34 protein-coding genes and 1 tRNA gene are annotated in these 19,585 nt (G+C 36.8%); 26 read left to right on the top strand and 9 right to left on the bottom strand.

All coding sequences use genetic code 11. The features are described 5' to 3' along the window. Positions 1-3: 3 nt before the first annotated feature. The 5 genes from E308F_RS15065 to E308F_RS15045 are packed head-to-tail and all read right to left on the bottom strand — an operon-like array spanning position 4 to position 3,322. Entirely contained in the window at positions 4-1,707 is a 1,704-nt protein-coding gene (locus E308F_RS15065) for a hypothetical protein (protein WP_141265739.1), read from the bottom strand. Beyond that, positions 1,700-1,936, bottom strand: coding sequence for a hypothetical protein (locus E308F_RS15060; protein ID WP_141265738.1), 237 nt, complete (start codon positions 1,934-1,936; stop codon positions 1,700-1,702). The genes E308F_RS15065 and E308F_RS15060 overlap by 8 nt, the downstream gene beginning before the upstream one ends. A 1-nt stretch (position 1,937) precedes the next feature. Continuing rightward, on the bottom strand, positions 1,938-2,486 hold the full coding sequence (locus E308F_RS15055) for a thymidine kinase (RefSeq protein ID WP_172613985.1): 549 nt from the start codon (positions 2,484-2,486) through the stop codon (positions 1,938-1,940). A gap of 10 nt (positions 2,487-2,496) precedes the next feature. Next, on the bottom strand, positions 2,497-3,099 hold the full coding sequence (locus E308F_RS15050) for a hypothetical protein (RefSeq protein ID WP_141265736.1): 603 nt from the start codon (positions 3,097-3,099) through the stop codon (positions 2,497-2,499). Then, the gene (locus E308F_RS15045; protein WP_141265735.1) at positions 3,089-3,322 is read right to left on the bottom strand and encodes a hypothetical protein; all 234 of its coding nucleotides are present in this window, start codon (positions 3,320-3,322) and stop codon (positions 3,089-3,091) included. Before E308F_RS15045 ends, E308F_RS15050 begins: the two co-directional genes overlap by 11 nt. A 188-nt stretch (positions 3,323-3,510) precedes the next feature. Here E308F_RS15045 and E308F_RS15040 point away from each other — a divergent pair, with 188 nt between their 5' ends. The 9 genes from E308F_RS15040 (at position 3,511) to E308F_RS15000 (ending at position 7,569) form a co-directional block, all read left to right on the top strand. Further along, positions 3,511-4,071: an NAD(P)-dependent oxidoreductase gene (locus E308F_RS15040; RefSeq protein WP_141265734.1), complete on the top strand. Its 561-nt coding sequence runs from the start codon at positions 3,511-3,513 to the stop codon at positions 4,069-4,071. Between the two features lie 11 nt (positions 4,072-4,082). After that, on the top strand, positions 4,083-4,580 hold the full coding sequence (locus E308F_RS15035) for a hypothetical protein (protein WP_141265733.1): 498 nt from the start codon (positions 4,083-4,085) through the stop codon (positions 4,578-4,580). Further along, positions 4,573-4,920, top strand: a complete 348-nt coding sequence (locus tag E308F_RS15030; protein ID WP_141265732.1) for a hypothetical protein — start codon at positions 4,573-4,575, stop codon at positions 4,918-4,920. Before E308F_RS15035 ends, E308F_RS15030 begins: the two co-directional genes overlap by 8 nt. A gap of 30 nt (positions 4,921-4,950) precedes the next feature. Next, positions 4,951-5,436, top strand: a complete 486-nt coding sequence (locus tag E308F_RS15025; protein ID WP_141265731.1) for a hypothetical protein — start codon at positions 4,951-4,953, stop codon at positions 5,434-5,436. A gap of 132 nt (positions 5,437-5,568) precedes the next feature. Further along, complete coding sequence (locus E308F_RS15020; protein WP_141265730.1) at positions 5,569-5,790, top strand: hypothetical protein; 222 nt, start codon at positions 5,569-5,571, stop codon at positions 5,788-5,790. Between the two features lie 271 nt (positions 5,791-6,061). Continuing rightward, positions 6,062-6,250: a hypothetical protein gene (locus E308F_RS15015; protein WP_141265729.1), complete on the top strand. Its 189-nt coding sequence runs from the start codon at positions 6,062-6,064 to the stop codon at positions 6,248-6,250. A 403-nt stretch (positions 6,251-6,653) separates the two neighbouring features. Beyond that, entirely contained in the window at positions 6,654-6,929 is a 276-nt protein-coding gene (locus tag E308F_RS15010) for a hypothetical protein (protein WP_141265728.1), read from the top strand. Positions 6,930-6,936: 7 nt separating this feature from the next. Beyond that, positions 6,937-7,263 (top strand): hypothetical protein, encoded by a 327-nt coding sequence (locus E308F_RS15005; RefSeq protein WP_141265727.1) that lies wholly within the window; start codon positions 6,937-6,939, stop codon positions 7,261-7,263. Between the two features lie 15 nt (positions 7,264-7,278). Then, positions 7,279-7,569 (top strand): hypothetical protein, encoded by a 291-nt coding sequence (locus E308F_RS15000; RefSeq protein WP_141265726.1) that lies wholly within the window; start codon positions 7,279-7,281, stop codon positions 7,567-7,569. A 254-nt stretch (positions 7,570-7,823) separates the two neighbouring features. On the opposite strand, the gene E308F_RS14995 is transcribed toward E308F_RS15000, so the two are convergent. The 4 genes from E308F_RS14995 to E308F_RS16345 form a co-directional block, all read right to left on the bottom strand. Continuing rightward, complete coding sequence (locus tag E308F_RS14995) at positions 7,824-8,171, bottom strand: DNA ligase LigA-related protein (RefSeq protein WP_141265725.1); 348 nt, start codon at positions 8,169-8,171, stop codon at positions 7,824-7,826. Between the two features lie 203 nt (positions 8,172-8,374). Continuing rightward, a complete protein-coding gene (locus tag E308F_RS16025; protein WP_172613984.1) occupies positions 8,375-8,521 on the bottom strand; it encodes a hypothetical protein in 147 nt (48 codons plus the stop codon). A 404-nt stretch (positions 8,522-8,925) separates the two neighbouring features. After that, positions 8,926-9,000: transfer RNA gene (locus tag E308F_RS14990), tRNA-Asn, on the bottom strand. A 654-nt stretch (positions 9,001-9,654) separates the two neighbouring features. Further along, entirely contained in the window at positions 9,655-9,834 is a 180-nt protein-coding gene (locus E308F_RS16345; RefSeq protein ID WP_216364573.1) for a hypothetical protein, read from the bottom strand. 473 nt (positions 9,835-10,307) lie between these two features. Here E308F_RS16345 and E308F_RS14985 point away from each other — a divergent pair, with 473 nt between their 5' ends. The 17 genes from E308F_RS14985 to E308F_RS14915 form a co-directional block, all read left to right on the top strand. Continuing rightward, positions 10,308-10,724 carry a hypothetical protein gene (locus E308F_RS14985; protein WP_141265724.1) on the top strand — a complete coding sequence of 139 codons (417 nt, stop codon included), beginning with the start codon at positions 10,308-10,310 and terminating at the stop codon, positions 10,722-10,724. Between the two features lie 938 nt (positions 10,725-11,662). After that, the gene (locus E308F_RS16020; protein WP_172613983.1) at positions 11,663-11,836 is read left to right on the top strand and encodes a hypothetical protein; all 174 of its coding nucleotides are present in this window, start codon (positions 11,663-11,665) and stop codon (positions 11,834-11,836) included. Between the two features lie 197 nt (positions 11,837-12,033). Next, positions 12,034-12,351 carry a hypothetical protein gene (locus E308F_RS14980; RefSeq protein WP_141265723.1) on the top strand — a complete coding sequence of 106 codons (318 nt, stop codon included), beginning with the start codon at positions 12,034-12,036 and terminating at the stop codon, positions 12,349-12,351. A 376-nt stretch (positions 12,352-12,727) separates the two neighbouring features. Beyond that, complete coding sequence (locus E308F_RS14975; RefSeq protein WP_141265722.1) at positions 12,728-12,931, top strand: hypothetical protein; 204 nt, start codon at positions 12,728-12,730, stop codon at positions 12,929-12,931. A gap of 3 nt (positions 12,932-12,934) precedes the next feature. Then, positions 12,935-14,296 carry an amidoligase family protein gene (locus E308F_RS14970; protein ID WP_141265721.1) on the top strand — a complete coding sequence of 454 codons (1,362 nt, stop codon included), beginning with the start codon at positions 12,935-12,937 and terminating at the stop codon, positions 14,294-14,296. 18 nt (positions 14,297-14,314) lie between these two features. Continuing rightward, positions 14,315-15,352 carry a class II glutamine amidotransferase gene (locus tag E308F_RS14965; RefSeq protein ID WP_141265720.1) on the top strand — a complete coding sequence of 346 codons (1,038 nt, stop codon included), beginning with the start codon at positions 14,315-14,317 and terminating at the stop codon, positions 15,350-15,352. A 65-nt stretch (positions 15,353-15,417) separates the two neighbouring features. Continuing rightward, positions 15,418-16,068, top strand: coding sequence for a hypothetical protein (locus tag E308F_RS14960; RefSeq protein WP_141265719.1), 651 nt, complete (start codon positions 15,418-15,420; stop codon positions 16,066-16,068). 56 nt (positions 16,069-16,124) lie between these two features. Further along, positions 16,125-16,586, top strand: a complete 462-nt coding sequence (locus E308F_RS14955; protein ID WP_141265718.1) for a hypothetical protein — start codon at positions 16,125-16,127, stop codon at positions 16,584-16,586. A 1-nt stretch (position 16,587) separates the two neighbouring features. Continuing rightward, positions 16,588-16,938, top strand: a complete 351-nt coding sequence (locus E308F_RS14950; protein ID WP_141265717.1) for a hypothetical protein — start codon at positions 16,588-16,590, stop codon at positions 16,936-16,938. A gap of 91 nt (positions 16,939-17,029) precedes the next feature. Next, positions 17,030-17,182, top strand: a complete 153-nt coding sequence (locus tag E308F_RS16015) for a hypothetical protein (protein ID WP_172613982.1) — start codon at positions 17,030-17,032, stop codon at positions 17,180-17,182. Between the two features lie 147 nt (positions 17,183-17,329). Next, positions 17,330-17,701 carry a hypothetical protein gene (locus E308F_RS14945; protein WP_141265716.1) on the top strand — a complete coding sequence of 124 codons (372 nt, stop codon included), beginning with the start codon at positions 17,330-17,332 and terminating at the stop codon, positions 17,699-17,701. A gap of 14 nt (positions 17,702-17,715) precedes the next feature. After that, positions 17,716-17,925 (top strand): hypothetical protein, encoded by a 210-nt coding sequence (locus E308F_RS14940; protein WP_141265715.1) that lies wholly within the window; start codon positions 17,716-17,718, stop codon positions 17,923-17,925. Between the two features lie 143 nt (positions 17,926-18,068). Then, on the top strand, positions 18,069-18,254 hold the full coding sequence (locus E308F_RS14935) for a hypothetical protein (protein ID WP_141265714.1): 186 nt from the start codon (positions 18,069-18,071) through the stop codon (positions 18,252-18,254). Between the two features lie 25 nt (positions 18,255-18,279). After that, entirely contained in the window at positions 18,280-18,495 is a 216-nt protein-coding gene (locus E308F_RS14930) for a hypothetical protein (RefSeq protein ID WP_141265713.1), read from the top strand. 238 nt (positions 18,496-18,733) lie between these two features. Further along, entirely contained in the window at positions 18,734-18,943 is a 210-nt protein-coding gene (locus tag E308F_RS14925) for a hypothetical protein (RefSeq protein WP_141265712.1), read from the top strand. Between the two features lie 31 nt (positions 18,944-18,974). Then, a complete protein-coding gene (locus E308F_RS14920; RefSeq protein WP_141265711.1) occupies positions 18,975-19,349 on the top strand; it encodes a hypothetical protein in 375 nt (124 codons plus the stop codon). Between the two features lie 31 nt (positions 19,350-19,380). After that, on the top strand, positions 19,381-19,585 hold a 205-nt coding region (locus E308F_RS14915; protein WP_141265710.1), incomplete at its 3' end, for a hypothetical protein.

Raw genomic sequence — 19,585 nt, 5'->3', positions numbered from 1 at the left:
GCTCTAACCTTTTCGTTTTACCCCTGCGATTATCGGCATACTAAAGTGTTTTGTCTGAACAGGTTCGTCAGTAGAACATACCCATACCGCCCCCGCCCGTGCATCGGAATAGTCTTTAGACTTTCCAGGATCGTGATCGATTTTATTGCCGTTAATTATTTTAATTGCTTTTAATTCTTCGTTGGCATTTAGTCGATCATCTGTATCTAGCGTATGATCAAGAAGAGCTATCTGATTAGTATAGATTAATGATTTTAAATTTTGATAAATTTGGACTTGAAAAGGATTGCTCCAGTTCTTATCTTCAGCCTCTACACCGTAACTCATTAGTCTCTGTACTACCTCTGCTGAATTAAATTTATCAAAAAGGGCTTTTTTTACATAAACCTGTTTACATATTTGCTCCAAAATATCAGCTACATTTAACAGATCTACTGGTAGTCTATCTTTTTTATTGGGTCGCCATTCTAATATTAAATCTTCCACAGGTTTATTAACCCACTTTTCGTATGTCTCCCCATTTTCAACCACAGTAATTAAAACAGGTTCAGCATGAAATAAAGAGATAACATAACTGTCTGTCTCTACGCCTCCATCTCCACCAAGATAGTAAACATAAGAAGGATCAAGATTTAGATTGTATAATTCTAGGCCCACAAAATGCCGTTGTTCGCCATTGTGCAAAGTTCTTGTAGTTATTTTTTCAGTCACTATTAAGTTGGGACACTGCGCTTTTTTGCCTACCATTACTACTTCATCAATTTTTTCAGGGAACTGAAATAAGCCTTGACTGTATTTAGGCGGTTCGCACTCATATTTTATTTTTGCTCCTTCAGGATCAGTCTGATAGTCTTTTTCTAAAGATTCTCTTTTAATTTTGGGATTAACTTCCCAGGACTTCCCTTTCATTGCAAATACTTGAGGATCTTTTTTCTGGATTGCTTCATTATATTTTTTCATCATAAAATCATCCTGGGAACGAGGGAAAGAAATAAATATCAACAACATTTTATCGTTAAACCGTGAAACAGCCGAAGAACGCAGGGTAGAATAACAATTTTCAGCGTTCTTATATTCAAAACCACCTATCTCATCAAAAATAACTACAAGGGGGTTAAATCCTTCAAAACTATCTGCTTCTGAATGGGCGGAGTGGGCGGTTATGTTTTTATAAAAACGAATCTGATTTTTGGTTAATTGAAATTCGTTGTAGTTATTCGGGTAAGTATTAACTCGTTTAAACCAAGGACAATTAAGCAAACGTGCCTTTAATTTTTTAAAAAATACATTATTAGCTTGATAAGCATTTATAGCGACATTAATTAAATCAATAGGTTCATCTTGTCCGAATCCAAAGGTGGCGTGGGGGTCATTCATACAGCATAGTAAATAAGCTACATATGCTAAAATACCAGAAGCCAGGAAATCTTTTCCTGAGCCTTTGCCGAATAATACCGTACATTCGGTTACTTGTTTTAAAGTATCACGGCAGACTCCTTCTTCACGAGTTAATTTCCACCATAGCATTTCATTAACCGCTTCCAGTAATTCTGTTTGTTTACCTGGATATGGTTTTTCTCCTAAAAAATCTTTAGATGTAAAAAAAGTAAGTAAATCAACAGGTTTTTCTCGCCATAAACCACTGGCAGGATTATACTTTCCTGCCAGTTCAATAAAATCATCTAACAAGGTTGTTAGGTCACTCATGACTACTCACATCCGCAGGCTCATACTTAAAAATTGGGTAAACAAACGGTGAGGAATAAACTTCTCCACAGTAAGGACATTGATATGCCCATTCTGATTTTAAATCTAATTTTTCTTCTTTAAGTTCTAAATATGATTGGCATTTACCACAAATAACGTAAATGGCTACGGCTTTATAAAGTTTGCCATCTATTTGTACTAAGTAAAAGATTGATTTTATTTCCTTCATTTCAGCTTTTCCTTTCCATATAGCACGACCTGCAAAGGGGTTCCCATTTGTCAGCCCCGCCAATAAGATTAGATTTATCTTTACCTTTAAAGTAATTCATAGATGCTGGCCGTCCGCATTGCACACATTTAGCCCTGAGCTTAATACAGTTATCAGCAAGAGCGGCTATTTTATGCATTTGACAGAAAGGTTCATCTTTTAAATTGCGATCTATACCCGTAATTATAACGTTATAACCCATATCCCGCAGAGTAATGATGGTGGGGATAAGGGTAGGATCATCGTAAAAAAGAGATGCTTCCTCAATTCCTATGGTAGTAATATGCGGTTCGAGTAAAAGGAAAATATCACTAGCTTGTTTGATAGTTATAACAGGAAATTCAACTCCGTCATGTGTTTTCGATATATTATGACTATATCTCGTATCGGTGGCGGGTTTAAAACAAATTGCCCCCTCTCCCGCCTGTTTTAAATCTTGAATAAGTCTAGTCGTTTTACCAGCAAACATTGTTCCCCAATATAAAGTTACCTCACCAATTCTTTTATTCATAAAAACACCCCTAATCATTAGTTAAACGCTTGGTTTCCAGTAGATTAGCAAACCATTGCGTTCCTTTAGCCATTTTCAGTTTTTCTACTATGATAGGTAACTTATCAGGAGCTTCTTTTTGTAAAGTTTCTAAAACTATTTCCATAAACATCCTTACATTTTCATAATCATTCATCTCTTTTTGAATCTCCATCATTTGCCGTAGCATTTCCCGCATCTCTGAAACTATAGCTTTAAACTGATAAGGATTAATTAATTTTCCTTTATCGTAAGCGTCAGCTTCCATATTTTCTAGGAGGCTTTTTGTTTTACCAAACAAAGTATTTATCTCATGAAGAATATCGAAGTTGGTATTGACTACCTGCAATAATCGTTTTTTATCTTCTTTAACAAGTTGTTTCGTTACTTGGGGAATTTTTTTTAAAAAACGCATAACAACATACTCGTCAATAGGATCATCTTCAGGAACTTTACCTGAAGCGTTTAACTCTTCGGCAATTTCCTGGTAAGAAAGACCACTTTTCCGCAAGTTAACGCAGTCTTCTTCTAATTTATATTTAACAATCTTGGATTTGTTTGTCGGACTAACCACCGTAATTTTATCATCGCTCATAGTTATCATCTTCTCCAATAATAGTTACTTTTTCAAGATTAGGCATATAAAGGTCACAATCATTGATCAGATAATCTACTTCTAAATTAAGTTTCCATTTATCTAAAACTTCTACTTCTAATTCCTGGAGTTTTTGATAAATATAATTCAATCTCGCGCATTTATGAGCATATTTACAAGTATCACAGTAACATAGTTCAACATATTCTATGTAGTTTTCCATGAACTACGCCTCCTTCCCTTATTCATAATTAGAATAGAACAAAACGTAGCTTATTTTAGCTCTAGAATTTTGCTCGATACCTAGAATATTATTCTAGTCCTCTTAACTTTTAACTATAAGACTTCGTATATGCTGTTTAGAGATAAAAATTATTTGGTTTTACTATCTGCTTGCTGGGAGAGGTGTCTATGGAGGATCGAGCTATTTCATTAGCTCATAGTATTATTGGCGTTAGTCACGGTCGTCCAGAGCATGATTTTTACCCGACTCCATCCTTTGCGACAATTTCTTTATTACAAAAAGAAAAATTTGAAGGTCTTATTTGGGAACCAGCCTGTGGTGACGGAGCGATCAGTAAGGTTTTAGAAGAAAAAGGTTATACTGTTTGGTCAACAGATTTGTATGATTATGGTTATGGTAATGTCGGTGTAGATTTTCTACACTCTTATAAAAAAGTTCCTAATATCATAACTAACCCTCCATATAAACTTGCTCAGGCGTTTGTTGAACATGCGTTGGAATGTACGGAAAGGAAGGTAGCTATGCTTCTCAAACTTCAATTTCTAGAGGGGGCGGGGCGTTATAAATTTTTTAAGTCCTCCCCCCTTAAAAACGTTTATGTCTTTAGTAAACGATTGAGCATGAATCGTAATGGTATAAAGATGAAAAATAAAGGAATGATTTGTTTTGCTTGGTTTGTTTGGGAGCATGGTTATAAAGGCCAACCAATAATAGACTGGATTTTATAGGAGGTAAAGTAATGAACCAAGAAGTAAAGAACCTAATAAATAAAGCTCATTTTGAAGCTAACTATATGGTAAGTAGGCTCGAATTTGATTATTGCTGGTATCCAAAAGAATTAGAAGCTATTATTAAACACAGACTTGCTGAGTCGTTTGCCTTTTTTCTTTTAGAAAAACCATCTATTGTTTGTACCGAGTTAAGTTCTGCTATTAAATATACTATTGAAGGTTTCTTCTTTACCAAAGAAGAAATAGAAGCCTTGATAAGAAAAATCAAAGAAGCTGTAAACCAAAACAAACAGATGCAAAAACTTGAAGCTGTAGTAGAAGCGGCAAAGAAAAAGAGACGATTAGAAAAAGAAGAACATGAAACCTTAGTTAAGTATGCTATGAGCGGAGTAGATGATAAAAATATAGTTAAGTTTATTAAGAACAGTATAAGGAAAATAGAACAAATTAATGCGGAACTTGATACGGCCCTGGCCGACTTAGAGGAGGAGGATAAAGATGAGTAAACCTACTTACGAAGAATTGGAAGCTCAATGTGCGGCGATGAGGGAAGCATTAGAACAAGCATTACCTTATTTTAAACTGCAAAATAATGGGGAAAAAATTAAATGGCCTTGGGTAGTTAAAGAAAATATATTGCGAGTTCTTTCTAATGATGTAGGGAAAGCCCTACTAGAACGAATGGCAAAACTAGAAGCAGTAGTAGAGGCGGCAAAAGAGGCCAAAAACGTGATAAAAATGTTACATCCCATAATGGACGAAGATGAGCCCTGCATAGTGTATGAAGTTTATACCGAATTAACCAAGACTCTGTCCGAGTTGGAGGAAGAAGAGAAAGATGTTTGAATATGAACGGCATACAAAGGAGGAATTAAGTTGGAAAAATATTTTATAGTCACTAAAAAATCGAGTTTATATAGTGATTATTTTATATGGAAAGAAAATCGCAAGCAAGTAGCTAAACACGTTGAAAAATTTATGATTGAACATGGTATTATATCTCGTGAATATTATGCATCACAACGTTTACTTTATATCGTACCGACCCAAGAAGACTTAGAGAAGTTTAATAAATTTTTATCGAAAGATATTGGGAACGGTCTAAGACCTTTCAAACAAAACTCTAAAATCGGTAAAGCGTGGATACAATCAGTGGAAGAAAGTGGCCTCAAAATTTTACCTAAACCAACGCCATTACTTTATTTTGAAAATATATATGGTAAATATAAAACGAGATTATTTGATATAAATGGTACTGTTTATTGCTCAATTGACCCATTTTATGATGAAAAATGTCCTGTGGGTATGCAAGAAATCAAAGCAAGTGAGTTTTATAAGATACTTGAAGAATACACTAATTGAACGTTTAATGTATAATGGTCATTAATAATGGTTTTACGGAAAATAGCAATCCTATTTTGATAGCTATCACTGAATGGCAAAAAAGGAGAGAAAAGAACTAGATCAATTTTTAGAATAAAGGAGGAAAGATCTATGTTAGTAGAATTTGAGACGTGTGGGGATTGTGAGTGTCTGACTTGCTTAAAAAATCATGCCTGTCCCAAAACAGATTTAATAGATGAGCCATGTATAGATTGTATAGGAGTACCACCATATGCCCCCTTTGATGTAGATGAAATAAACCTACATGAATTTGATTGTAACGAGAAAAAGCCTTCTATTTATAAAAGTATGGGGATGGCGGTGAGGAGGTGACCCACAGTCGTTCTTAGCGTGCTTCACTAAGAACGATTAGTGCCCTTGAGCAAGGCCCGCCAGTTCGATTCTGGCCCATCCCCTATTTCCATATTTATTATGTAGTGCTATAATGGAGGTGAAATAAAGGAGGGACTAATCTAATGAGTGATGCTACATTTGATATTTTATATAAGATAATTGTCTATCCTATCGCGGCTTATGTAGGTATAAGAGCTTTCGCTTCTTTATTCTACATTCTTTATGTACTATTTATAAGGGGGTTTGACGATTGACACAAAATCCTTATGAAGTTTTATGGAATAGCCTTTATGTTTTAACGATGGATGCTTATCCAGATGTCCATCACATTATGAAATACCTTCAGAAAAAATACATAGAGCAAGAAAGGGCTTATAGGCGTCTTAATGATCTTGGTCGAGTTGTAATTCCTAAAAACATTAAGAAGGTGAGGCATTAGAGATAATATTTACAGACTATGAGGTAATAATTCAAAAAGCACTTCCATCCGCAGATGATGATTTATAGATTTGACTTGTATTAAATGCATGGAGGATGGATTTTCTAGTTATTATCTTACATTACTTGATGCCATCATTGTTAGTCCTTATTTTAGTTGTTGAAGTTAGAATGTATAAAGGATATATTACGGGATATTACGCTGTAACATATTAGTAAATTTACCGAAAGTTATTTTCAAAATATTCATTCTTTTAACGTTAGTGATTATGAAATTTTCTTATATCAATGCGTTCATTGGCGGGATGCGTGTTTTAGAGATGCAACCTTTGAGGATACAGCAAATGGAAAATGTAGGCTTTATAAAAAAACTCATTGGTTAAACTTTTTAGGGGGGAAGTAATATGAAACTGTTCAGGTTTGGGGATGGCCCCTATGAGTTAGTGGTGGCAAAAACTAAAGAACAGGCCATCCAATATTACAACGAAAATGTATGTGCGTTGTGGGAAGTTTATAGAGAATTAAGGGATTTCTATGAGACATATGAAGAATTTTTAGATAATTATATTGTAGAAGAACCAATGAATCAAAGTATTTGCGTGACTTTAACTGTTAAAGAAATGTTAGAAAGTTTACCTGATACTTGTCCTCCTTTTATTTTTGCTACTAGCGATTGGTAGGTGTTGGATGATGAAGAAACTTGATACTCCTCGCCCCCTCACTTTTCGAGAGAAACAGCTTTTATTGGGAGTTCTTTTAGATGGTGCGGCGGGTCGTATAAAAAGCAGTCAAAAATTAAAAGAAAATCCAAGTAAGTTTATTAGTCAAATAGAAAATTTGCAAGTAAAAACTTATTGTGATTGTGGTCATTCCGATTGTGAAACTGTAGGGTTTATTGATCTAGAATATTATAATACCGAGGTTATTGCTCACGGTCATCTTCCTGATGGACGTTGGATATTTGTCCATGTTTTGGAAGATACGGATCAAATTGTTGAATTAGAGATTGTTTAGGAGGTTAATATAAAAATGGGACGTAAGAGAATGGATCTAAATGAGTTTAGAGAATTTGGCTTTCTTCAGGAAGTTAATCGGCAGTTTTTTCATCCTCTTGGTTTAGCTCTTGAAGTTGTAATTGAAGAAGATGGTACTACAAGATTGGGCGGAATTTGGGATTGCCGCGAAGATCCTGAAGGTATTCTTTTTACAGATGGTGTACTTGATAAAGAAAAAGCGGATCGGGTTGAGAAATTGAAAAAAGAAAAGGCATCAATTAGAAAAGAACGCTTTGGTTATGTCATTCAACCTATTAACGAATAATGGGAGTGTATATTACTTGTTTTATTCAGAGGACTATTGTCCCGAACATATATTTCCTCTTCATTATTAGTAGGTAATACCATATAATATAAATGCAAGTTAACGAAAACTTTCCTCCTAATGACTAGTGGCCCTACTAGTCATTTTTTTATACCAAAAAGAAAAGGCCGTAAAGGCCCAACAAAAAAGTTGATACAAGATATAAATAACTTGTAAAGACACATTTGCGGTATGCCTAACAACTGAATATATAATTATATATAGTATCCATATCTCACTATAAAATCTTCAAACCGTAAATCAAGATCTCTTTTCTTATAGTGTTGATAAAGTAAATGAAATGCGGTTGAAATTATTTCGGGCGGGTAGTTCTTAATAAAGAAACCGCTACCAGAGCGGTCAAAATGCTGGCAGATATTATAATAAGCCGTTTTCTTAGCCAGCTCAGGGTATTGTTCTTGCAAATCAACTAATTCCATACACCACTGATCATAAGTAGGATCAGGGATTATTGATTCATTAAGTTTGTAGTATAAAAACGAATGAACCAAAATTTGCCGCTGGCGGCGATTAAGTTTTTCTATTATTTTTTCTTCGTTCATTAACATACCCCCAAATTTAATACGGCGGCATGCGCGAGAAAAGAAACAATTCATTGATTATGTAACCAATAATCTATGTATAACATTAAATAGAAAGCCAAAAGCATTGGCAAAGAGACTTTGAGAATTGCCACATTAAAAAATAATGGTAGTATGGCCCATATCGTTCCAATTACTGTCATTAATTTATATAAATTATGCATTTAATCCACCCACCAATAAGGATATAAATTCATTTTCTGTAGCCACTCTTTAGTTGGAAACCATTCTTTACAATCTAACCCATCAGGAGTTAATTTTTGTTTATTGTTTTTACATGGATTGATGCAAACTTGGCATAATTCATTCATATTTTTCCTCCTTTAAATTTAAAAGCCCCTTATGGGGCTGTAATCTTGGGAGCAATGGGCTAGGTTCCCGCAAACTAGCCAACCCATCGTCGGCGTGCCTACCACGCCCCCATTTAATGTAATCGTTGCTCCTTTTATAATTTTGTGTTTCTGAGTTAGTGTAACTCCTACACGTCCTTTCAGTGCCGTCGGTTTATATCTCCCCTACTCGGACTACCCTTATTAGTTAATTAAAATGAGCCTAAAGCTCCACAACAATTTATTCTTACCCTTTCGCCAAGGCCACCGAAACACCCTGGTTCATGCCTTGACCCACCTCGGAGTTAGCTAACTCATATATGCCCCACCCTTCCTACACTACGTCACCCAAGTAGCACTTAGGCTTTCAGGCAGGCAGGGCAAGTTGGCACAGGTGGTAGGACTCGAACCTACACCCATCTGGTTAACAGCCAGACGCTCTACCATTGAGCTACACCTGTATATCCAATTGGGGAAAACCAGCGGATTTTTGATCCATCAAGCCGACAGGGTGCGCGCCTCCCCGTCACCCAGCTTACTCTAGGGCCGTCAGCATGGCTATTATACTGGTTTTCCCCTTTCATAGTACATATACGAAGGGTTATATAGCATTTTTAAGAGGGCAGATGAAAATTTTTATGCCACCTTGCCGACCGCAAATGCGACCCCAATAAACAAGGTGGCTTATTTGCTTGTCCCGCCCTGGGCCACGTATTACCCACCTATCTCTATCCACTAGTAAGATAGAGATACGCTTTAGAGGTAACAGAGGTGTGACGGGATCTGTTACCTTTAAGTATAGCCCATTAATGTAAAATTTAATCATTTCTTCTCTTGATGTATTGTAAACTTGGTAATTCTTAATTTAATTTCTTCACTATTTTTGTGTATTTAGATTTTTCTTGCCTTGTGTACCAAAAATACTTATGTTTAATTAATTCTCGCCCAAATTTCCAACGGATTTTTCTTGTTTTTGAATTAAAAACCAATCCAGTTTTTATAAGCCATTTTAACGCATAGAACCACCCCACTATACAAGGCCGCATAATAATCCCTCCTTCCTAATTTTAGGATAGGCGCAATTGTTTTTCTTTAATGTTTTTCCAGTATAGGTATTACCTACTCGCAATAACATTTTTGAAAAATTTCCTGTAGGGATCATGATGCTCCGCCGCCCGAAACGGCCACGCCTTTATTTCCAAGGCATCGGGGGGAGTGAAACAAAAAGAGCCGCCAAAAAATTTGAGGTTAAAAAAATTAATCTGCACCAACCTCTCCACAATCGCCACGGCCATGCTATTGTGGCATTGCGGTTGGCGGTGCAACGCACCAAAGACATGCGAAAAACCTGGTCTTTGATAACTGCATATTGACTCCTGATCGGATCGTGGACTCGTAATGCTACGCATTACGGGAAAACGGTTCAGGATGAAGGAGTGTCCCGACTCCTGGGAAGGTAAGCCAGTAGGATAACTACCCAGGCGTGGCCTAAGCGGAATAAGGATTCTCCTGTGCATAGGGACAGGAGTCCCTGCCATGCTATGCATGGAGTGGCTTCTGGATGATCGAGTGGCAGTTGTGGCCTTATTTTGGCTAGTGTCTATGCCTGTGGAAAAGCCTCTTGCATTATGCGGGCCTAGTACCAGAGAAGGACTGCATGGAAGAATCGGTAATGCAGGAATCGTAGGGACAGCCTGGGATTCTGGCGGCGGATTGTGGGCAGATAGGGCTCCAGTAGCCCCAAAAAATCTAGAGGAGGAGTCTTATCATGTCCAAAAACATCGAGAACATTCGCGTAGGCTTCAAGGGAAGCAAGCTAATTCTTGCCGTCGATCTGGCGCAATTAGAGACTGCCAGCTTGTCGAGTACAGGCAAGAGTTATCTTGTAGCCACCAGCCACGGCTGGAGTAAGCTCACCTCTCCAGAGTTCCAGGGTGTTAGCTTTCAACTTAATGTTGTGGCTACGCCAGAAGGCATCCAGAATATCGTCAAGGCGACTGGATGCAAGCCGCCCATTGGCTTCAAGCCTGAGCAGGCGAAAAAGGAATCTGCTCCTAAGAAGGCTACTAAGCAGGAGTCTAAGAAAGAGACTACTCCTGCACCAGCCCAGTCTGCCATAGATCCGAATATGCTCGCCCAGGCCATAGCGCAAGCTATGGCTCAACTTATGAGCAAGTCAGCCTAGTTCCAGGGAGCTACTGGCTCCCTATCTGCTCACAATCCAATAGCTAGAAACCGCTCATAATGTATATTATGTGCGGTTGGCTATAGCGGCAGAATTAGGTGAACTAATCCTATCCTAGGAGTTAGTCCGCTTGATTTCGCTGTCACTATAGTAATTTTCGCTAGTTTTCGATAGACACCGAGTTTTTCTTACACATACTATTAACTAGCGTAATTTTGCTTAGTGGTAGCGAAATATAACTGGTGACTGCCTTGCTACGCAAGCAGTTTGCCAATTACTCAGGCGACTAGCTTTCTGCGGGATTAGTCTGCCCAATTCGCAACCGCACCAGAAGGCCCAGGCCATAGGGATAGCGATGCCTAGCAAATTCCTTTGGTAAGCAGGCTAGATCTGCCTGTTAGCAGATTAGCTATTAGCAGGTTAAACCAACCTATCAGCAGGATTAGTTTGCCCATTGGCGGGCCTGCTATTGGTAGGCTAAATTTACTAATATTAGTCTGCTTATTGCAGATTTAGTCTGCTTACCAGGAATTCCATACTAGGGACAGGCTAAGAGTCCAAGGATTCCTATTAGTGCGGGCTTATTAATCCTTATGACTGCCTTGCTACGCTTGGAGTTATATAGATTAGTTAGCTCTCTCTTTATTTATCCTAGGAATATCTTTTGGACTCTTAGTCTGTCTTTTATGTGTGTGTGTTTATATAGTATGGGTTTTCTATATTGATATAGTTCTTCACCCCGCCCGCCCCAGGCTAGGATTGGGAGGTAGCGGGAGAGTGCTGTATCAATATAGCTGGCATTGTGCGAAGGGGAAATCCTATGCCAGTCAGCAGGTTTAGTAGGCTCTATCCGCTTCCTGGATGCTACGCATAAGTGGATAGCGTTTACTGTTACTGCCTTCTTTGAGCCTATATATAAGGCCAAAGGAGGTCTTTTTATGTATAAGAAAGGCCAGAGGTTTATAGTTAGTTTGGAAAAAGCCCTGGCTGTAATTAGGGAGCTAGGTATGGGCGACTTGGGGTGGAGCCCTTTGAGTCGCCAAGAAGCTCAAACTATTTTGGATCAGGCGTATCGATCCAGGGAATTGCCCTGGATGATACAGATCCAGTAGAGCCCTATATGGGCTCAAAGAGGGCAGTAACCCTGCTGAGAAACTTGTTAGGCTAGTTATCCCTATGTCCAAGGAATTGCTATGGGAGGTATTATTTTGCCTATAGCTGTTTTTGTATAAGACGGTTATAGGGAGAGTAATAACTCTTTATATTAACCTCGCCCGCCGCCGTGGGCGGAATAAAGGAGGAGTTTCCAATGAAAAAGCCTGTTGACTTCACTGGTTCGGTTATTTCTGGAACTCTGAGAAGTGAAGACTTGATCCCTCGTTTTCTCGATCTGTTAGAACACTACTGGCCTGAACAAGCCAATAACTTGTTAAGATTATATAATTTGCCTAAAGATTGGGATCTAGAAATTATTAAAGATTTTATCGAAGAGCGTCCTGAAGATGTTGATTGGCTTTTAGAGACTTTATTTGATGCGTTAGATGAAATTGCCCCTAAAGGTTGTTATTTCGGAAGCCATCCTGGTGATGGAAGTGATTTTGGATTTTGGGAGTGTGAGGAGTTTTAACTCCCCTTATCCCATTAAGGAGGCTGTCTTATGTACGGTATTCCTTTTTTAGTTATGTGGTTGGTAATGGCGGTTGTTTTTCTTACAGTTATGCCTGAATAGGAGTGAGATCATGGAGACTCTTGGGTTCCTTGGTTTTGGATTTGTAGTGCTGGATATTGTTATGCTGGCAATTGGTTATTTACAAAGTTAACTCCTCCTCTCACTATATAAAGGGCGGGGTGAGTTTTTCTCCCCGCCTCCCCCTCTTTTTAATTAAATAATTACAATTTAATAAGGTTTTATTTTATAGCTTTTTTCTAGCTATTAGTATATATCCTTATATATACCATAGAGTTGTTAAAAGATAAAAATTTAACAAAATGGGATGGTGGTAATGAAAAGGGTTATTGTAATTCTTGCTATTGTTGTCATGGCAATAGTATTTAATTTAGCTACAAAACTTCCCTCGCCGCCCCCACCGCCTCCAAAAGATATGTTAACGGAAATAATGGATTTTATGGAAGAACGTCTTTCCTCTGATTTTGTCTTAGAGCGGGAAGATAATTTTATTAAAATCATTAAATTCAAGGAGGAGTAAAAGATGTCTGATGAACTGATTCTTTGTGCTGAATGTGAAATAGAAATTGATTTTGATGAGGCTTATGAAGTTAACGGTGATTATTTTTGTGAAGATTGCTATAATGATCTGTTTGTTATTTGCTATGGATGTAATGAAGTAATTTATCGTGATGAAGCTAATGAAGGGGCAAATGGGAAATTATATTGTAACGATTGTTGGTGTGAAAGATTTACCTCTTGTGTAGTTTGTAATGAAATTTTATATCAAGAGGATGCTTATTATTATGACGGTGAAGGATACTGCCCTGATTGTTTTAATGAAAGATTTGCAATTTGTGATGTCTGCGGTGAAGCAGTTCCCTATGATGAAGTATTGACGGATGATTATGGTACTCAAATCTGTGAGGATTGCTTTAACGAAAGTTATTATCGTTGTAGTGATTGTGGTCGAATTATTCATAGTGATTATACTTATATGAATGAAGATGATGATGATGAAATATATTGCCGTAATTGTTATGAAGAGCATAGGTCAAGAGTAATACATAGTTATAATTATAAACCCTCTCCAATTTTCTATGGAGAGGGTTCGTTGTTTCTGGGAGTGGAGTTGGAAATTGATGGTGGAGGTGAGTATCAAGATAAAGCTGAGGCAATTTTAGATGTTGGCAATGAAGATAATGAGTATATTTACATTAAACACGATGGATCACTTTCACGGGGTTTAGAGATTGTCTCTCACCCCGCCACCCTTGAATATCATATAAATTACATTCCTTGGAAACAAATTATGGAAAAAGCTAAGAAGTTGGGCTATACTTCCCACGATAATGGGAATTGTGGATTGCATGTTCATGTGAGTCGTAAAGCATTTGGTAAAAACGAAGATGAACAAGATACTAATATCATGAAGCTGTTATTTCTGGTGGAAAGATTTTGGGATCAGATGGTTAAATTTTCTCGACGAACTAATTCTCAATTAGACCGTTGGGCTAAACGTTATGGTTTAGCAAAACCTGAAGAGATTTTAGAAAGAGCTAAAGGAAGCGGAAGATATTATGCTATTAATCTCGAAAATAACAATACTATTGAAATTAGGTTATTTAGAGGAACGTTAAAGTATACGACTTTTATTGCCACCCTCCAGTTTGTAGAACGACTAGTTAAGATGGCTATAAACACTCCTGTCAATGAGATTCAAGAATTAACTTGGGAAAAATTCATTGAAGGAGTGAGTGGTGAACTTAAAGCCTATTTGATTACACGACATTTAAAGGAAGCTGATCAGATAATTCCTGAATTAGATGAAAGAGATGCTGAAGAGATTAGGAAGTTTGTAAATCAATTATTAGATGCTTCTGCATCTGATCTAGAAGTAGCATAACAAGGAGGACGATAAAAAATGTGTGGATTATTTGGCTTTAGTTATTACGGAATGGATAAAATGAATTTTGAATCTTTATTGGAAATTTTAGGACTCAATTCTACAGAAAGAGGCATGGATGCGACTGGAATCGCTTATGTGCAAGATAAAAATGTTGTTATCTCAAAAAATGGGGTAAGTGCCTACAGGTTTAAATTTAAAGTTCCAAAAGATGCTAAGGTTGTAATGGGTCATGTACGACATACTACTCAAGGTAGTGCCAAAAAGAATTATAATAACCACCCATTTTTAGGGCGGGCTGGTGGAATTAAGTTTGCTTTAGCTCATAATGGCGTTTTATATAACGATAGGGAATTAAAAATTGAGTATGGTTTACCTAAAACTCAAATAGAAACTGATTCTTATGTAGCCGTTCAATTACTGGAGCTATATAATAAATTTGATATGAATAGTATTAGGGAAATGGCTGAAACCGTAGAAGGTATGTTTACTTTTACCTTGCTCGATCAAGATAATAATTTATATATCGTTAAAAATGATTCTCCTTTTTCTATTATGCACATTCCAGATTTAAAATTGTATGTGTATGCCAGCACTAAAAAGATTTTGGTAAACTCCTTGCTGGAGTGGCCTAAAACCAGTGAGCGGATTTTTAATCAATTTAAAACTGGTATTGTGGATATGGAATTAATCGAACCCAAACAAGGCGATATAATTACTATTTGTCCTGATGGTACTTTAAAATTTAATAAATTTAAACCCCAGGAAAGAACCTGGTATAGAATAAATTGGAAACCTGCCAAGTCTTCGCGGCAGGTTAATTTATTACAACAAACAACATCTATAATTACTAATATGGTAACAAGCTATGAATTTGATAATGATGTATATTTTGATATGCTATGTACTATGGCTAATCAGCAGGGTGTATCTAAAGAAGAAGTTTTACAATTATTGGAGTGGGGATTTACACTAGAGGATATTGAAGATGCTTTATATACAGGCGACCTTAAAAGTTTTGTTGCGGATATAGAAGAGGATTTAGTACGTCTTTAATTCCTATACCCCCGCCCTTCCTACTGGGCGGGGTTTTTCATTATTAACTAAGAGAGGTGTTCTTTATGTTTTATCAAGAAGTAGATAAAAGAAATCGGGAAGCCATGATTTCCTTTTTAAGGAATCATTTCCGTTATCATACCATGAATAGCTGGAATAACGCTACCAGTTATGCTAATTGTGTCAAAATATATAAACTAAACCTTCCTGAAGATATTAAAAATAAAGCCTGGGATATGTTGGATATGGATGAGGTTTATTTTGAAATCAATTCCCTTCTTGAAGATTGGGCGGCAGAACATGATTATCAGTGGCAAGTTGGTTTTAATGGACGTAGTGGCGGCTATTTAGTTTTATATCAAGGAGGCTGGAAGTATTCAAGTTATAAATCATATTGTACTCGTTGTGGTCAGAAGAATTTTCAACCTGCAAGTGAGGGCAAAAATCAATGTGGACGATGCGGGGCCTATGCAAGAGTTAATTATAAAACCCCACCAAAAGAAATTTTCACATATCCAGGAAAAGGTGTAGATATGTATGAGGATTTTGAGGTTTGGGATATGGAAAGCCTTAGAGATAGAGTTAAACTAGTGCAGAGTTTTGATAAATTATGTGATGAAGTTCGTGACCTGTTTATAGATATATGCAGAAATTATATCATTGAGGAAAAAGAAATTTTAGTGCCTAAGAAAATTAGAGTATTAAAGGAAGCCTAAACCCATTCACACCTCCACCCTCTCCTGGGGGACTTTATAGTAAGGAGCGAATATTTATGATGGTTGTAGAAGAAATACCCTCTGTATCCTTCTACCGCAAAATAAGACATTATCTAAATAAAAGGCAACCTGTTAGTAAAAAACAGGCTCTAGCATGGTATCTAAACGTTCCTTTACATGAAGTCAGGGAATTAACCTTCCCTGACTTTGCTTATATGATTAACGGTTATGAATATCTAGTTCTTACTGATGAAGAAAGATTCCAGGTTGTAAAAGAAATATTAGAAAATAATCTTGTGAGTTATAGAGATATACTTTTCTCTTCTATACCTGCTCTTAAAGAGGGGGTATTTCTAGATAACAGTTTTGAGTTGGTTAATTTTGTAGATAAAGTAGTAGGATTTAATAAGTTTGTGGATAAGGTACTTGATTTATATGGGTACTCTTTTTTCTTAGGGATGGAGATTCGTATATTATATAGAGGCAGAGAGTATTTCGCTTATCGGGAGGTAGGTTAAGATGATTTTATATCAATGTCCTCATTGTGGTGAAGCCTACCCTGCCGCCGCCTGGAATGAAAGCACTCAAGAAATATGTCACGGTTCTATTACCCCTTTAGTAGAAGAAATAGGTGGGTGTTGGTTTGCGTGTCCTTCTTGTGGAAGCCGTATTCTCGATTCTTTAATTATTCGTATACGAGATAAAGAATATTACAATAAAATTAGGGCATTTCTGCAGGAGGTTCAATCTTCCCCTACTCTTCCTTGTCCTCTTACACATGGTTTAGTGGAAAATTGTGGAGATGCAAGTTGTAAGGAGTGTTGGATTACTCTTCTAACAAGATTTAAGAAAATCAGGGCAGAGGTGTAATAATGGAAATTCTATTGGCTATGCTTGTCATAATATCTTTTCTAGGTTTGAATTATTTATTTGTAACTCTTGTAACAAGGAGGTAATATTAATGACCTTAAAAGAAGCAATTAAAGAGATGCGCCTCTTTATTTATGCTTATAATTTATTACCGCAAGAATTTAATCCTTCGCCTTCAATACTTCAACGAATTGAATTAGCCGCTAATAAAATTTTATCTTGTAAAAGTCCGTCCCCACCCTGAAAAAGGCCGCTAGAACTTTTAGGTTGGATAAATTCAGGGTACGAGCGTTTTTATGATTACCTTCAAGAATGTGATGGATAAGCAGGGAGTATTACCATCTTTGATAAGATATATGCTTTAGTCCAACCTCAGTAGGAGAGATTAAAAATGACCGATAAAAAATATCCTCGTGGTGGCGATGTTGTTAGATTAGCCGCCCCCTGGAAGTGGGGTGGGTTGAAAAAGGGAGCGATAGGAATTATAGAGGGCTATACAGATCAAGAGTATAAAGATGCTGTAAGAATTATCTTTAATGTTTGGTCTTGTTTTCGTGGTAAAAGCTCAAAATACAATACAAGCTCTGAGTTTGTGGAGTGTTCAGGTGGCCCTGGCACAATTGCTACTCCTGTCAGTGAATTAAAGCCGACCAATGAAACTATTCAGTTGAAAGTTTGGCGGTGGAAAGATATACCAAGGGAGGCGGGCGGTGAAGAATATTTTGTGACAGTTCCAATTTGGGAATGGAGCCCTAATTACTAATTCTATAGGAGGTTATGATGAAAATTTACGTTGTTTTTGGTTTTAATATAGAGAACTCTTTGGGTAATGTGGTGTATGGAGTATATAGTACCTCTCAAAAAGCTGATCAAGTTGTTGATTTTTTAGTTAAAAATAAAACCATTACATTTGGTTGGTATGAAGAATATGAGCTTGATAAATTTCCTCTTCAAATGTGTGTTTCAGAAAGCCCACTATCCACATAGAAAGGAGATAAAACAGTGATTGAAGCATTAGAACTTAATAATCTTTCAGCTTGCTACCCTTTGGTGTAGCGGCGGAAGGATCAAAGAGGATGTATCTCCGCTAAATGTCTATAATAATTAAATTAAACAAGGAGGCTACAACTATGAAGGCTAAAATTACCTTAACAGCAACCATGACCTATGAAATTAATCCAAAATCTTATCCTAAAGACTGTGATGATTACTCGAAGATGTTACAATTAGATGTGGAATCTTACCAAGATGATCCATCTTCGTTTCTTGGTTCTGCTGACAGTATTGAAGTAAAGGGAGAACTGTTGTCCGATTAATAAGGTTAGGAGGTATGGATAACAAATGGATAGAACAACGCTAAAAACTTTAGCAACGGCCTTAAATGGCCGTTGTTTATATTCAGACAGGAAATTAATGATCTTTGGTTTTCCTTCCGATGAAGCCACTTTGAAATTTAGGGAGATGATTCCCTTCGCCACCCTTTGGTGTAGTGGTGAAGGGATTAAAGCGGATGTACCACCATTAAATGTCTATTTAGATCGATTAAAGGAGGCATAAAGTTTGTCTTACAAACAAGAAACTTTAGAAATTGCCAAGGAGAGAGCGGCGGCGGTAGCTGATGCTTTCTTTAAAGAAGTAGTACGTTTACTTAATTAGGGTGCTATAGATAGTGAGAACCACAATAAGGGCCTGCTTTTTGATGTAGCTATAGAGAATATAGCTGATGGTTATTTGCGGGGAGAGCGAAACTCTAAGGAGTATAAAAATCTAAAATGTTTTTAGGGGATAAATTTAAATGTGGTTTATTTTGGTATATCATTCTATGCAAAATTTGTGGTTAGTGGGCGGGGTATATAAAACAGAAGATGAAGCTAAAAAAATATGGTGTGAATTACTCTGTCGTAGGCCTAAACTTAATCATAGACTTGTGGAATTTAAAAATGATGGAACGTGGGATATTGAAATTATAGAAGAATACATAGTAGAAAAGGTTCATGTAAAATAATTTTTAGCTTATCTAAAGGAGATGCTTTAAAATGTGGGGATTTCCTGAATTAGGTAAACGTAAAAGTATTAGTAGTGATGAGTATTACAAAATATGTAAACAACCTGGGTGTGGTTATGAAGGAGAAATTTTAGACAGGGATTATGCTGATGGTTGGACAATTGAACTAGAACCTTGTCATGGCGGTAAAGTTGCTATCCACACCCATAGTGTAGAAGGAGGTTACTTAGAGCTTGTAGATTGCCCTAAATGCAAAGGAAAAGGAATAGTAGAGAATCCTAAAGATTTGGTTCATACAGGTAAAATTATTTCAGTTTTTTCTCGGCTGTATCATCGGGGAAAAATCTTTATAACAAAAGAGGAATTTAAGCAGTTAATAGAAAAACAATTAGACAATGCACCATAGCCATTAAAGCTCTGATTAGGAGGAGTAGCAAATGAGAAAGATTGATCCTATTTGTGCTAAAGGGGCCGAAAACATTGATCTTAAACCTTATATGTCAATTAAGCAATCTATTACTGGTGATTATTACATAGTTTTTAAAAATCGGATACCCATGTGGAGAACTGTTGATAAAACCCTTGATGGTTATACGTTTTTTATTGCGGGGGGGGGGGGGGGCGGGTTTTTTGAAAAAAAGG

This window comes from Moorella sp. E308F, from assembly GCF_006538365.1.
Classification (GTDB): Bacteria; Bacillota; DSM-521; order Neomoorellales; family Neomoorellaceae; genus Neomoorella.
This window is presented reverse-complemented; position numbering and strand designations above follow the sequence as displayed.